9 protein-coding genes and 1 tRNA gene are annotated in these 14546 nt (G+C 45.6%); 4 read left to right on the forward strand and 6 right to left on the reverse strand.

Annotation, left to right across the window (positions count from 1 at the left end):
• Window position 1: 1 nt before the first annotated feature.
• A complete protein-coding gene (secDF, locus tag P3T48_RS00295; RefSeq protein ID WP_276505176.1) occupies window positions 2–3025 on the forward strand; it encodes a protein translocase subunit SecDF in 3024 nt (1007 codons plus the stop codon).
• Between the two features lie 101 nt (window positions 3026–3126).
• On the opposite strand, the gene P3T48_RS00300 is transcribed toward secDF, so the two are convergent.
• A tRNA-Arg gene (locus P3T48_RS00300) sits at window positions 3127–3198 on the reverse strand.
• A 174-nt stretch (window positions 3199–3372) separates the two neighbouring features.
• On the opposite strand from P3T48_RS00300, the gene P3T48_RS00305 reads away from it, so the two are divergent.
• Both P3T48_RS00305 and P3T48_RS00310 read left to right on the forward strand, forming a co-directional pair.
• Complete coding sequence (locus tag P3T48_RS00305) at window positions 3373–4329, forward strand: endonuclease/exonuclease/phosphatase family protein (RefSeq protein ID WP_276505177.1); 957 nt, start codon at window positions 3373–3375, stop codon at window positions 4327–4329.
• Between the two features lie 539 nt (window positions 4330–4868).
• Entirely contained in the window at window positions 4869–5588 is a 720-nt protein-coding gene (locus tag P3T48_RS00310) for a porin family protein (RefSeq protein ID WP_276505178.1), read from the forward strand.
• A 108-nt stretch (window positions 5589–5696) separates the two neighbouring features.
• Here P3T48_RS00310 and P3T48_RS00315 read toward each other — a convergent pair whose 3' ends face one another.
• From P3T48_RS00315 to P3T48_RS00335, 5 genes are all read right to left on the reverse strand, one after another.
• Window positions 5697–6554: an enoyl-ACP reductase FabI gene (locus tag P3T48_RS00315; RefSeq protein ID WP_158462890.1), complete on the reverse strand. Its 858-nt coding sequence runs from the start codon at window positions 6552–6554 to the stop codon at window positions 5697–5699.
• Window positions 6555–6866: 312 nt separating this feature from the next.
• On the reverse strand, window positions 6867–7907 hold the full coding sequence (locus tag P3T48_RS00320) for a peptidase associated/transthyretin-like domain-containing protein (protein ID WP_276505179.1): 1041 nt from the start codon (window positions 7905–7907) through the stop codon (window positions 6867–6869).
• A gap of 146 nt (window positions 7908–8053) precedes the next feature.
• Complete coding sequence (gene metG / locus P3T48_RS00325; RefSeq protein ID WP_276505180.1) at window positions 8054–10120, reverse strand: methionine--tRNA ligase; 2067 nt, start codon at window positions 10118–10120, stop codon at window positions 8054–8056.
• A 411-nt stretch (window positions 10121–10531) separates the two neighbouring features.
• Window positions 10532–11155: a LuxR C-terminal-related transcriptional regulator gene (locus P3T48_RS00330; RefSeq protein ID WP_158462894.1), complete on the reverse strand. Its 624-nt coding sequence runs from the start codon at window positions 11153–11155 to the stop codon at window positions 10532–10534.
• A gap of 42 nt (window positions 11156–11197) precedes the next feature.
• A complete protein-coding gene (locus P3T48_RS00335; RefSeq protein WP_276505181.1) occupies window positions 11198–13057 on the reverse strand; it encodes an ATP-binding protein in 1860 nt (619 codons plus the stop codon).
• Window positions 13058–13297: 240 nt separating this feature from the next.
• On the opposite strand from P3T48_RS00335, the gene P3T48_RS00340 reads away from it, so the two are divergent.
• Complete coding sequence (locus tag P3T48_RS00340) at window positions 13298–14527, forward strand: hypothetical protein (protein ID WP_276505182.1); 1230 nt, start codon at window positions 13298–13300, stop codon at window positions 14525–14527.
• Window positions 14528–14546: the final 19 nt, after the last annotated feature.

Raw genomic sequence — 14546 nt, forward strand, 5'->3', positions numbered from 1 at the left:
AATGCAAAACAAAGGAATTGTAATTTGTGTTGCCGTCTTGTTGACGCTTGCAAGCATCTTCTATCTGTCATTCTCGTTTGCTACGAGATATTATGACAGTAAGGCTGCAGAGTTGAAAGACCCCATTGCACAGCAGAATTATAAAGATTCTGTGAAGTATCTTGGTGTCTACTCTTATCAGAACTGCTTGGAAACTCAGATTGGTCTCGGACTTGACCTTAAGGGCGGTATGAATGTAATCCTTGAGATTTCTGTACCTGATGTACTTGAAAACCTTGCCGATCATAAGACCGATGCAGGCTTTACAAATGCCATGAAGGAAGCCAGAGCTCAGGAAGAAGCTAACGGTGGTGACTTTGTGTCACTTTTTATTAACGCTTATCACAAGAGCGCACCAGGTCATAAACTTGCAGAAGTGTTCGCTACCCAGCAGTTGCAGGGTAAGGTTTCTCCTCAGAGCAGCGATGCGGAGGTAGAAAAGGCTATCCGCGCTTCTGTACAGGATGCTATCGACAACTCTTTCAATGTCGTACGCACTCGTATCGACAAGTTTGGTGTTGTTCAGCCTAATATTCAGAAACTGGAAGGTCAGCAGGGCCGTATCATGGTAGAGATGCCTGGTATCAGCCAGCCAGAGCGTATGCGTAAGATGCTTCAGGGTAGTGCCAACCTCGAGTTCTGGGAGACATACAATTCTGATGAGATCGCTCCTTATCTGCAGCAGCTCGACACTCGTATCGCTAATGGCGATAATGGTGAGGAGAAGACTGATACTGTAGCAGCAGATTCTGCTGCAGCCAAGAAAGCCGTAGCCAAGGCAGAGCCTAAGAAGGCAGAAGGTAAGTTCTCTATCAAGAAGAAGGACGATGCTGCTGCTAAGGTAGGCGAGGATGCACAGAATGCAGCTGCCATCAAGGCTCATCCATTGCTGGCTCGTCTGCAACTCGCTGGCGGTTTGAGTACTGTAGGTTATGCCAGTGTCCGCGATACTGCTGCTATCAACAAGATTATCTACTCAGCCGTAGCTAAGCGTGTTTTGCCATCTGACTTGCGTCTGCTTTGGAGTGCTAAGCCAGCTGATCATCTGAATGTAAAGAATATCTATGAGCTTCATGCCTTGAAGGTGACTACCACTACAGGTCGTGCTCCATTGGAGGGTGATGTAATCACAGACGCCAAGGACGAGTTCGACCAGATGGGTTCTCCTGTTGTCAGCATGAAGATGAATACTGAGGGTGCACGCAAGTGGGCTCAGATGACCAAGGCCAACGTGGGCAAGGCTATTGCCATTGTGTTGGATGGTGTAGTTTATTCTGCTCCTCGTGTTAATGGCGAGATTGATGGTGGTAGCTCACAGATCTCTGGTAACTTTACTATCGAGGATACCAAGGACTTGGCCAACACATTGAAGTCTGGTCGTATGCCAGCTCCTGCACGTATCGTTCAGGAAGAGGTAGTTGGTCCTACTCTTGGTGCTCAGTCTATCCAGATGGGTATCATCTCATTCGTTGTGGCTTTCGTACTCTTGATGGTTTATATGGTTGTTATGTACAACATTGTACCTGGTATGATGGCTAACTTGGCTTTGCTCGTCAATGTATTCTTCACGCTTGGTATTCTGACGTCGTTCCAGGCAGCCTTGACGTTGCCAGGTCTTGCCGGTATGGTGCTTTCTTTGGGTACTGCGGTGGATGCCAACGTGCTTATTTATGAACGTATCAAGGAAGAGCTTCGTTCTGGCAAGGGTATGAAGCAGGCTGTTGCCGCAGGTTATGGTAACGCTTTCTCTGCCATCTTCGACTCTAACTTGACTTCTTTGATCACAGGTGTTATCCTGTTGGTTACAGGTACAGGTCCTATCCGTGGTTTCGCCACTACCTGGATTATCGGTATCATCGTATCTTTCTTCACTGCTGTGTTCTTGACTCGTCTGGTTTACGATTACAAGTTGAACCACGACAAGTGGATGCACTGCAAGTTTGACACTGCCGTTTCTCACAACCTGATGCAGGGCAAGAAGTACAAGTTCATGTCTATGTACAAGATTACCTTTACCGTAGCTATCATTGCTGCAGTAGTATTTATCAGCAGTTTCTTTGTACGTGGATTGAGCAAGAGTATCGACTTTACAGGTGGTCGCAACTATGTGGTTCAGTTCGAGAGCCCAGTTGAGCCAGAGGAGATCCGTACAGTACTTGGTGATGCTTTCGTCAATGCTGATGGAACTAAGGCTAATACAAGTGCCATTGCTATCGGAACAGATGGTAAGACAATCCGTGTGTCTACCAACTATATGATTGAGAGCAACAACCCAGCAGTCGACGATCAGGCAGAGACTATTCTCTACAACTCTTTGAAGAAGGCTGGTTTGGTTTCTCAGGAAAATGTTGATGCATTCAAGAATCCAGATGTTCGTCAGGGTGGTTCTATTATCAGTAGTACTAAGGTCGGTCCTTCAGTAGCCAAGGATATCACTATGGGCGCTATCTATAGTGTGCTCTTCGCTTTGATTGCTATCTTCCTTTACATCCTGCTTCGTTTCCGCAACGTAGCCTTCTCTTTGGGTTCTACCATCGCTTTGGCATTCGACGCCTTGACAGTTGTTGGTTTCTATTCTCTCTTGTGGGGTCTCGTTCCATTCTCATTGGAGATTGACCAGACCTTCATCGGTGCTATCCTGACTGTGGTAGGTTACTCTATCAATGATAAGGTGGTTGTATTCGACCGTATCCGTGAGAACCTGAAGCTTCATCCTAAGGGTGATCGTCAGCAGATCTTCAATGCTTCTGTCAACGAGACCTTGGCACGTACCATCAATACTTCTGTTTCTACATTGCTCGTGTTGCTCTGCATCTTCATCCTTGGTGGTGACAGCATCCGCAGCTTCTCATTCGCAATGATTCTGGGTGTTGTATTCGGTACATTGTCTTCTATCTTCATCGCTTCACCTTTGGCTTACCTCGTTTTGGGTCGTAAGATCAAGGCTGAGCCTGCTGAGGAAGTTGCAGCTGTTGAGGCTAAATAATCAATGAATCTGATTCCCTGTCCGAGTCCTTCGGACGGGGGCAAGATATAAAACAACAAAAGGTCGCATCCATCAAGGAGCGACCTTTTATTGTTTGTCAGTGATTCCACCGAGAATCGAACTCGGATCAAAGGTTTAGGAAACCTCCGTTCTATCCATTAAACTATGGAACCCCTGTAGAATATATTTTGCAAAGCCATTGGCAGAGTATGCAAAGAATGATTCTCTGTAGTACTGCGTGCAACTTTGCTTCTGCAAAGATACATCAAAAAAATGACTTTCCGAAATAAAAGCCCTTATTTTTTATCACTCCCTCCGTTTTACCCTATTATAATAATGTGTTGTCTATGTTTTTAGCCTTACTTTTATCCAGTTTACTCACTTTTGTAGAGCTGAATTGCGAGAATCTGTTTGATACACGTCACGATTCCCTCAAGAATGACATGGAGTTTACTCCTGAAGGCAGCTATCATTGGACTCGTACCCGGTATTGGCGTAAACTGAACAATCTGGCAAAGGAACTGGTAGCTTTGGGCGAGAAGGGAAATAAGGAATGGGAAATCCCTGATTTGGTGGCTCTGTGCGAGGTGGAGAACGATACGGTGATGACCGACCTCACCAAGCGCTCGCTTCTTCGTCTTGCCGGTTATGAATATCTGATGACTTCTTCGCCCGATGAGAGAGGTATAGATGTGGCTCTGATGTATCTTCCTTCTTCTTTCTGCCCTTTGCGTTCTTATCCCATACGTATCAAGTCTTTAGCTGGAATGCGCCCTACACGCGATATTTTGTATGTCAGTGGGCTTCTTCTGGGTGGTGATACCCTGCATGTGTTTGTTGTACATGCTCCCAGTCGTAGGGGAGGAGAGACGGTTTCTCGTCCTTTTCGTATGCAGGTTGCCAAGCAGTTGAACGAGGCGGTGGATTCTATCTATACCTTGAGTAAGGAGGCAAGTATCATCGTGGCAGGAGATTTTAATGACTATTCCGACTCACCGGCATTGTTGTCTTTGCGTGCAGGCTCCCGTCTAACAGAGGTTTCGCAGCATGCAACGGGCAGACATGGTGCAAAGGCCACATATCGTTGGCATGGTGAATGGCGCAGTCTCGATCATATACTTTGCAGTCCTCCTGTGGCAAGATGCTCTGTTGAGTGTTATGTGGGTGATTTGCCCTTCCTGATGGAAGAGGATGAGCGTTATGGTGGCTATCATCCTAAACGTACTTACTTGGGACCTCGTTACCTGGGAGGCTATAGTGACCATCTGCCACTTGTCTTTCGTTTTGAGCGTAAAGATGATTGAGTGCGATTGGATTCTTGAAGACTTCATGGTTCTGTGTATTTGTAAATAGCTTAGTCTTTGATGCTATATAAAAATGTGTATAGACTATGATGAAACACAATCTTTCTAATGGAGTGCCGTGGGTGTTGTAAAGTGTACTGCTTTAATAGGAAGATTGATTTGTGTGGGTTGTATATAAACGAAGAAAGTTACCTGAAAATTCAGATAACTTCCTTGTTTCTCCTAAGAATAATTTCTTAATATTATATATGTATAAGTAAAAGATGATGAAATGCGTTTCACAACGTCGTTTTTGTTTTCTGATGCAAAGATATGAAATAGTTATCTTTAGATGGGGTAAAAACAGTTTTTGTAGGCGTAATAATTGTTTCGTTGCTCCATTTAGCCAGTAAATGCCTTTATTTATGATGGCTTTAATAGCTTTTTGACTCTTTTAGTTGATTCCTTATGATATGGGTGCAATATTATGAGTGTGTTTGCGTTTTAGATAATATATATAAGGAGTATTCATGATTTATTAATGGAATATATAAGTGTTTATGAGAAGAAATATTTTATCACTTGTCTGCTTATTGGCTCTTTCTTTAGGGGCAATGGCGCAGACAGTAGAGAGTGAGGTCGGCAGGTTTTCTGTCATCCCTCGTGTAGGAGTGGCGCTTGCCAACTGGAGCAATAACCGCATTTATTATGCTTCAGGTGAAGATAAGGCTTCTTTGAAGTCAAGTTTCCAGGCTGGTTTTATGGGTGGTGTCGATGTGGAGTATCGTGCTACCAAGGAGATTGGCGTCAGTTTAGGAGCTTATTATGCCAAGCAGGGCTTCCGCTTCTCCAGTTATGAGGCTACTATTGATGCTGAAAGAAGGAAGTATCAGGGCATTTCCGACTATCACACCAATTTGCATTATCTCAATGTACCTTTGATGGTGAAGGGTTATGTTACCCGTCAGTTGGCATTTATGGTTGGCGTACAGGCAGGTTTCCTGCTCAACGATCCTAAGTATGAGTTTACCTCCATTGATATAGAGAGGGATCAATATGGTGGTGCTACCTATGACAATTCACAGAAGGTATCAGATTCCTGGCCAGCTAAAAAGGTGGATGTCTCTCTGCCTATAGGCTTGTCTTATGAGTATATGGGGGTAGTGCTTGATGCCCGTTACAACTTGGGACTTACTAATGTTGACGATTCTCCAGGTCATGATGACAGTTGTAAGAATCGTGTGTTTACATTCTCTGTGGGTTATCGTTTTGCACTTTGATAACATAGCAAAATCCGCATTCAGAAGAGTTTTCGATCTCTCTTCGAATGCGGATTTCTTATTTGATGCAGTATCGCTATCTTCTTGAAGCAGATATTGCGGGTTGTATTATCCGTAGATCACCTTTCCGTTCTCGTCCTCGTAAGGAGTCAGATCCTTTGCATACTGGTTCATGGCGCGAAGGCTCATACCCATAGACGAGAAACCACCATCGTGGAAGAGGTTCTGCATGGTTACCTTGCGTGTGAAGTCAGAGAACATCATTACGCAGTAGTTTGCGCAATCCTCTGCAACGGCATTGCCCAGTGGCGACATCTTGTCGGCAAAGTCCATCATGTTGTCAATATCCTTGATACCCTTACCAGCGGTAGTGGCTGTAGGACTCTGTGAGATGGTGTTGATACGCACGTGCTTCTCGCGACCGTAGATGTATCCGAAGCTACGTGCGATGCTCTCCAGCATACTCTTGGCATCAGCCATGTCGTTGTAACCGAAGAATGTGCGCTGAGAAGCCACATAAGTAAGGGCAACTACAGAACCCCACTCATTGATGGCGTCCAACTTCTTGGCTACCTGCAGCATCTTGTGGAAAGAGATGGCAGAAATATCGAGAGTCTTGTTCAGGAAGTTGTAGTCGAGATCATCGTAAGTGCGATGCTTGCGCACGTTAGGGCTCATGGCTACAGAGTGGAGAACGAAGTCAATCTTGCCACCCAATTTCTCCTGTGCTTCTGTGAAAACCTTTTCCAAGTCTTCTACGCTTGTCGCATCAGCTGCGATGATAGGAGCGTTGATTTGTTCAGCGAGTTTGTCGAGTGTACCCATTCTCAGGGCCATTGCTGTGTTACTCAGTGCGATGGTGGCACCTTCTTCAGCAGCCTTAACGGCTACTTTCCAAGCGATTGATTCCTCATTGAGGGCACCGAAGATGATGCCACGCTTGCCTTTTAACAAATTGTGAGTCATTGTTATCTTAATACTTTTGTTTATAATAACGGCACGATATCTTATATATATAATAAGGTGTAAACTTCTCTCGCTTACCATCTTTGCCGTTGAAATCGGGTGCAAAGGAACGCTTTTTTTTTTATATGAGCAAACTTTTTGATGAAAAAGATAGCCGTTTGTGCACAAACCCTATCAAACTGTGCATGTTTTTGGCCCAAAAAGCGAGATGTATGAAGGGTTCTTTCTGTTTTTGTTGTTTGTCATCACGGCTTTCTTCTGTATTCCCTTCTCTGCCTTCTATAACTTCTGAACTTGCGAAAGCTCAATTCTTTACATTTCCCAAAATCTTTTTATCAAGAGGCCTTCCGTCTCTTTGGCTACGTCGTAGGGGATGGCTGGCAGACAGTCGGGCAGAGTGAAGTTGTCGGTTTCTGTCCTGTCTTTCATTTCTGTCTGTGCTTGCTCCTTGGTCAAGGCTTTCACGCCGGTTACCACAAAGTCGTTCATCTCCTCTGTTTCTATTGCGCTCTTGCCAGGCAATGGTGTATTGTCGTAGTTCCATATCTTTCTGAATGATACGAGCGAGCTCCAGGCCTCCTTTTTATCAGAGAAGGTCCAGTCGCATACATCGGTCTTTATTTTGAGCAGCGGATTGGTGATTTTTCTGTATTGTGTGTTGTCTATGATGTGCCTGTACAGGTTCTTCTGGTGTGTGTCTATGTACATGATGGCTTTGTCGCTCTGCGTACCTTTGAAGTGTGAGCTATAGAATGTTGTGTCCCCCTTTATGCTGTTTATGGTATCGCGCTTCACATATTTGATGCGTGACATATCGAACGATCTGGCTTCGCTGAGGATGGAAATATTGAAGTTGATGAGCTTTCTGAGTCCGCTTCGCTCGTATTGTCGGCAGGCACGCACTCTGCGTTTTGTCTTCCCGTTTTCCAGGTTGATGTAGAAGTCCATGATGCCCTCCCGGTATAGGATGGTCTTTCCATTGTTGCGGCAGATGTCCCGAAAGACTCCGGTAAGTTTTATGTAGTCGGTCTTGTTTGCTGTCACTTCGGGCAGCGCATAAACCTTTTGCTTCAGCAGAACATCTCCTTTGACGGTCGACGCATCTATGGTTTTCGATTCATACGCCACGTTGCTGATGGTGATCATTCCGCTCTGTGGTTCTATGTTCCCCTTTGAGTCGCTGATGCACAGCAGGTGGTTGTCGCTGCTGAAGATGTAAGCGCCAGCAACGGGCTTCCCGTCTTGTTCGTCCACGATTCTTATCTGTGCGCATGCTGGCATCCAACAGATGCAGAGCAGCATGGCGATTGTAGAGATGATTCTATTTAAATGTATATTACGCTTTATTCCCATACGATTTGATATTTTTGTGATTTTTCCGCTTTTAGCTAATATAGAGCGGTACGCCGATGATATGGTAAAAGGCTCTATACCTTATATTAAAAATATAGATATAGAGCCTTTGCAATATAGGGGCGAAAGTACTTTTATGTTTGTCTTTATCCCACCTGGCTTCCTGGCTTCACCTTGCCCAGGAGAGAGGTGACGTTGAGGCTTCCGTCGAAGTTGACAGCCGAGAGAATCATGCCCTGACTCTCTATGCCCATCATCTTGCGTGGAGCAAAGTTGGCAACGAAGAGCACGTCCTTGCCGATGAGGTCTTCTGGCTCATAATAAGCAGCGATGCCTGAGCAGATGGTGCGCTCGGTGCCTGTACCGTCATCGATGGTGAACTTGAGGAGCTTCTTCGACTTCTTTACCTTTTCGCAGTTCAGGATGTGTCCTACGCGTATGTCGAGTTTCTCGAAGTCTTCGAAACTTACTTCTGGCTTGACAGGCTCTGCCTTATAGGAAGCCTCCTCGTTGGCCTTCTTGGTGTCGGCAAGTTTCTGGAGCTGTTTCTCTATCACCTCGTCTTCTATCTTCTCGAAGAGGAGCTCTGGCTCGCCCAACTGGTCGCCAGCCTTCAGCAGGTCGGTGCTTCCGAGTTGTGTCCATTCGAAGTTTGGCATATTGATCATCTTGCGGAGCTTCTCAGAAGAGAATGGCAGGAATGGCTCAAAGGCGATGGCGAGGTTGGCAACCAACTGGAGTGAGATGTTCAGAATGGTCTCTACTCGCTTAGGGTCGGTCTTCCATACCTTCCAAGGCTCGCATTCGGTGATATACTTGTTGCCGATTCGTGCCAGGTTCATGGCTTCCTTCTGTGCCTCGCGGAACTTGAACACGTCGAGGAACTGCTCTACCTTCTCCTTTACGTCCTTGAATTCTGCAATGGCTTTCTTGTCCACTTCCTGAAGTTCGCCACAGGCAGGAACCACGCCATTCCAGTATTTCTTGGTAAGTTGCAGGGCGCGGTTGACGAAGTTTCCATATACGGCTACCAACTCAGAGTTGTTGCGCTCCTGGAAGTCTTTCCATGTAAAGTTGTTGTCCTTGGTCTCAGGTGCATTGGCTGTCAGTACATAGCGCAATACATCCTGCTTGCCTGGTAAGTCTACGAGATATTCATGCAACCATACAGCCCAGTTGCGCGAGGTGGAAATCTTGTCATCCTCGAGGTTCAGGAACTCATTGGCTGGCACATTGTCTGGCAGAATATAGTCGCCGTGAGCCTTCAGCATGGTAGGGAATATGATGCAGTGGAATACGATGTTGTCCTTACCGATGAAGTGTACGAGGCGAGTCTCTGGATCCTGCCACCACTTCTGCCATGTGCCCCATTTCTCGGGATGTGCATCGCAGAGCTCCTTGGTGTTGGAGATATATCCGATAGGTGCGTCGAACCATACGTAGAGCACCTTGCCTTCAGCTCCCTCTACAGGAACAGGAATACCCCAGTCGAGGTCGCGTGTCATCGCACGTGGCTGAAGGTCCATGTCGAGCCAGCTCTTGCATTGACCGTAAACATTGGAGCGCCATTCTTTGTGTCCTTCCAGAATCCACTGCTTCAGCCAGTCCTGATATTTTCCTAAAGGCAGATACCAGTTCTTGGTAGGCTTCTTTACCAGACCGTGGCCTGGGTTGTTCTTGTTGGTAGGGTTGATAAGTTCCTCTGGTGAGAGGGTTGCGCCACACTTCTCGCACTGGTCGCCATAAGCTCCCTCTGCACCACATCGAGGACATGTGCCCACGATATTACGGTCGGTAAGGAACTCGCCGGTAACCTCGTCGCAGAACTGCTCCTCTACCTTTTCCTCTAAGACGCCCTTGTCATAGAGTGTGCGGAAGAAATCGGAAGCAAACTTATTGTGAGTAGGTGAAGTGGTACGGCTGTACACATCAAAAGAGATTCCGAAATCCTCGAAGCTCTTCTTGATAAGGTTGTGGTAACGGTCAACCACCTCCTGTACGGTGATGCCTTCTTTTTTAGCTCGGATGGTTACGGGAACTCCGTGCTCATCACTTCCGCCGATGAAGACCACGTCTTGCTTCTTGAGTCTGAGATAGCGTACATAGATGTCGGCAGGTACGTAAACTCCAGCCAAGTGTCCAATATGTACACCACCATTAGCATAAGGCAAGGCTGCCGTCACGGTGGTACGTTTAAAATTCTTTTGTTCCATATTAGCTAATATATTTTTGTTATTTGGCTGCAAAATTACAAAAAAATACTGTAATTAGTAGGAAATATTTGCTTTTTTCTTTAGCTAATTGGTCGTTGATACATGAAAAAGTAACACCCCGGCACCCCTATAGCCATGAGTAATTACTTTAATACTATACAAATTGTTTTTGGTTCGATATGAAATTGTTCTGACTCTTGTGAAAAATCTATGTTCTAAAGTTTAGAACATAAGTTCGATACTTTAGAACACAAGTTCCAAACTTTAGAACATAAGTTCGATAGTTTAGAACATAGATTTTTGTAGGCTTGAGAAAGTTTAGTTACATAAAAAAGCCGAAAACATGCTGTTTCGGCTATGCAAAAAGTCTGGATGACGAGTCTTTCCTATGGTAATCCGTAGTTGTGAGCTTCACTTTATGAAGTTGAGCCCCAACTGTATCGCTTTCTTCACGAGCTGTGCCATGTTGTTGGCAGAGAGTTTCTTCATCAGGTTGTGACGATGGAACTCCACCGTGTTGTTGCTGATGTTGAGTTGCTGGGCGATATCGTTGGTGGATAAACCATTGGAGATGTGTTCCAACACCTCAGCCTCTCTATTGGACAAGGTGATTTCTGAAGTGTCCTGGCTGTTGATGAGCCTCATGAACTGTTGGCTGAAATATCCCTTGCCCTGTTCTATCTTGCGAAGGGCAATGAGCACTTCTTGTGGATTGTCGCCTTTCATGACGATGGCATCGGCGTCCTCCTTCATCAGTTGGCGAATCGTCCAGAGTTCTTCGTGCATCGTATAGACCAGTATCTTGGTGTTGATGTGAGTCTGGTGGATGTACTTGATCAGTTCCATGCCATTGGCATCCTGCAATTCCAGGTCGATGATGGCGATGTCGATGTCTTTTTGCCTGAGCAGAAGGCGGCTTGATGCGATGTTGTTGGTGACATATATTTTGCCGTATTCTCCTGTGTGTTCAATGAGGGCTTGTAGCCCTGTTGAAACGATGGGATGGTCATCTACGATGAGAATGTTCTTTTTCATGTCTGTTTCGTTGCTGTCTGTGATGGGTTGAGAAGGCTTGGATTATAGTGGAAAACGCACCTCTACTTTGTATTCTTCGTCTTGTTCGCTGATGGTGAGAACGGCTTTCAGGGCTTCTGTTCTCATCTTCAGCGTATCTTTGCCTATACCCATCTTACCCTGTGTGATAGGGTGTTCTCGGGATATGTCATTGGCAATGCAGAGGGAGGCTTGGTTGTTGCTTGCGTCCAGGGTCACGGTAATCATCTTGCTGTAGCCATACTTGATAGCATTCGACACACTCTCTTGAACGATGCGATATACTTCTAAAGCCGTTCGGCTTGGGAGATTCAGCTTCTCAAAGGAACGGCTGACGAACGGTTTGACGATAGTGCCATTCTCGGCGCTCATCGACTGGCAATAGGTGCATACCAGCTCAGAGAGAGAGGCATTGTCGAAACGAGGTGGTATCAACTCGTGTGAGAGGCGACGCACATCGTTTCCTACATTTTTGAGCAGGCGTTCTGCAGCTTCCTTGTCGGTCTGCATCATGATGTTGACGGCGAGGATGTCGTTGCATACGCCGTCGTGCAGTTCCTTGGCAAGTCGCTTACGCTCAGTCTCCACTCCATTGATATAGGAAGTTTTCTCGGTCAACTCGGCACGTTGCTTGTCCAACTTTCTGCGGTAGAGAATGATAAGAATGGCGATGAGCAGGATGATGATGGCGATGGTGAGGCAGAGAATGCGGATGTAGAGTAGGCTCTGCTCGTGGTTCATCTTTTCTATTTGTACCTCTTTCTCCAAGGTCTTGTATTTGACGTTGAATTCGCTCAGTTGCTTGTCGATGTCGCTTTGTTTCAGGGAGTCAGCCTTCTGATAGGCAGCTTTCATGGTGCTGTAAGCTTCGTGTGTCTTGCCCAGGTTGTAGAGGCACTCGGCCTGGGTGGCAAAGAGTTTGTCTTGTGGCATCGCCATGTTGACATTGTTGAATCTGCTGATGCTGTCAAGCAGGATGCTCTGCTCGGCGTATCTCTTCTGTTTGCCCAACATTTGCGCCTTGATTTCCAGGATGCCAAGTATGCCGTTGCTGGTTGGACCCAAGTTGCGGCAAGCCTCGTCAGCATAAGCCATATAGTGCATCACGGAATCTGTCTTTCCCAAAGCTAAGTATGACTTGAGCAAAGGTGACAGATATTTGAGGGTCAGCACATTATAGTTGGCTTCTTTTACCATGCCCCAAAGAGGGGTGAGGAAATCGATGCTCTTTCGGTATAAGCCCTGTCGCATGAATATAGCCCCCTTGTTGGCGTGAGCAGACAGTCTTTCGATGGTGTCATTGGTGGCTATCGCCTTGTTTTCTGCCTTGTCGGAGTATTCGATGGCTTCACGGTATCTTTTTTGCTCGTTGAAAAGCACGGAGATGCAGTTGTTCAAGTATATCTCGTATTCTGTATTCTGACTCTCTATGGCTGTTTCCAATCCCTTTTTGTAGTAAAAGAGCGAGGAGTCGAGGTCACCCAGTCTTCGGTAGCAGATGCCCAGCGAACCGCACATCCCCATCATACCTTCTTCGTCCTTGATTTTCTCAGCGAACAGTATGCCGTTCTTGCCTATGGCAGTTGCTTCTTTCAACTTTCCGAGGTCGACGAGTGCCGTGGTCTTCTCGCAGGTAAGCCAACTGCGAGTGGTGTCGGCGGCATTCATCTGCAGAGCGCTGTCGATAAGGGTAATCGCAAGTTTTTTGTCGCCGGCGGCATTGTGGTTTATTGCCTCAAGGAACAGGGCATACGCCTTCTGCTCGTCTCCTGCTTTGTGGTTGGAACAGGCGGAGAAGAATGCCAATATCGGCAGCATGACGAATAGCCATGCCAATAGGGAGGATGGATGCTTGGATGTCATTATAGTCAGTTTACGTTGCATTTACCTTGCAAAGATAATAAAAAAAGAATTGAAAGTATATTTTTCTGCGATTGAAAATTTAAAGGAAGGTGTCCTTTTTCTGTAACTCGGGTTTCAAACTACGGAAAACCATAGGTACAAGGCTATGGAATAACGTAGAATTTTAAGGAAAAGATGACTTTTATGTCATGTGGAAAGACTTTCATCTTATTTTGTCTTACCTTTACAACTCAAATTTTTAAACTAACATGATATTTTAATATGGAAAATGAAGAAAAAGAACAGTTGGCTATCCGTAGAGAAGCTTTGAAGGGATATGATAATTTTTTGTTGTCAATAGGATTCTTCTTTACATTTGTGGTGTTGGAGAGAGGACTGTTTGTAATAGATGTTATCCTCATTGCCCTTGGCGCTTATTTTGCCGTGAAGCGTTCTGCTGGTATTCGCAACGAAGTGATTGCATCATGGGTGAAGAGTAGTGGAATGTTGCTGGCTGCTTATGGCGTGGCAGGTATTGTAGCTACCTTGTCCTTTGGTGTTGTTTGGGGAGGGGGATTGGCTGGCCTTATTGTGTTGATAGCGGGTTGTAAGCATCTTGGTGCTCTGCAGCAAGTTGGCAATTCTCTATGTTCAAGAGGTATGTTGCAGTATTTGCGCTATTTGCAACAAACCTATATTCTGTGGTCTGTCATCGCTTTTTTGGTGAAGGATACGTCTTCGGTTGTATATATCAGTTTGGCACTTGCCATCTTGCTTGCTAAAAATCATGCAGGAATGCTCAATGATGTGAAGCTGACATTCTTTAGGTCTGTTGGTGCGGAATGGAGTGCTCCTGACGATATGGAGGACAGTCATTATTGTGACGAGAAGAAGGTTCTGTGTGTAGGAGGTGTGGTGCTTGGTATTCTTTCGGTACTGATAGCCGACTCCCAACTATCGATTTCTGTGTCTGGATTATGGGACGTCTTTAACAAGAACTTAGGCGGACCGGCTTTGGTAAGTCCCATACTCTTTGTCGTCATGTTCCTTCTTTATGAGCGTATTGATCGTTTCGTATTGAAAGTGGATAAGGGGGATAAGTCGTATGTGCGTAGTGGCAATATGCGACTTTTAGGGTCTGTAGCCTTGGGTCTTTGGTCTTTCTTATGCTTGCTTTTTGGCGAGGACGCCAATGTGTATCTTATAGCTTCCTTCTGTGTGATCTTGTGTGTTGTTTTCGCTTATGAGGATACTCCCAAGGAGGTGCGTTGGCGCAAGATAGTTTTCCAAGCTGTGGCTGCAGGTATTTCTTACATGGCAGGATTCTCCATTGTCGGAGTGCTGATCCTGTTATTCTCATTGATGTTTCTCTTCAAGTTCATGAAGTTTGAGTTGCATGATATGTTCAGTTTTGGTAATTCTGTACAGGGATGGACCAATAAGGGCAATTTCCATATTATCAATACTGTCACGGGATTGGATGAGGATGGAAACCGTTGGGTTGTGAAATAAGTTTTTTAAAATGATAATG

It is taken from the genome of Segatella intestinalis, assembly GCF_029348455.1.
In the GTDB taxonomy this organism is placed as follows: domain Bacteria; phylum Bacteroidota; class Bacteroidia; order Bacteroidales; family Bacteroidaceae; genus Prevotella.

What these genes read in the sequence shown, in the direction of transcription:
- secDF (WP_276505176.1), top strand. Translation starts at nt 2, where the DNA reads ATGCAAAACAAAGGAATTGTAATTTGTGTTGCCGTCTTGTTGACGCTT.
- P3T48_RS00305 (WP_276505177.1), top strand. Translation starts at nt 3,373, where the DNA reads ATGTTTTTAGCCTTACTTTTATCCAGTTTACTCACTTTTGTAGAGCTG.
- P3T48_RS00310 (WP_276505178.1), top strand. Translation starts at nt 4,869, where the DNA reads ATGAGAAGAAATATTTTATCACTTGTCTGCTTATTGGCTCTTTCTTTA.
- P3T48_RS00315 (WP_158462890.1), bottom strand. Translation starts at nt 6,554, where the DNA reads ATGACTCACAATTTGTTAAAAGGCAAGCGTGGCATCATCTTCGGTGCC.
- P3T48_RS00320 (WP_276505179.1), bottom strand. Translation starts at nt 7,907, where the DNA reads ATGGGAATAAAGCGTAATATACATTTAAATAGAATCATCTCTACAATC.
- metG (WP_276505180.1), bottom strand. Translation starts at nt 10,120, where the DNA reads ATGGAACAAAAGAATTTTAAACGTACCACCGTGACGGCAGCCTTGCCT.
- P3T48_RS00330 (WP_158462894.1), bottom strand. Translation starts at nt 11,155, where the DNA reads ATGAAAAAGAACATTCTCATCGTAGATGACCATCCCATCGTTTCAACA.
- P3T48_RS00335 (WP_276505181.1), bottom strand. Translation starts at nt 13,057, where the DNA reads ATGCAACGTAAACTGACTATAATGACATCCAAGCATCCATCCTCCCTA.
- P3T48_RS00340 (WP_276505182.1), top strand. Translation starts at nt 13,298, where the DNA reads ATGGAAAATGAAGAAAAAGAACAGTTGGCTATCCGTAGAGAAGCTTTG.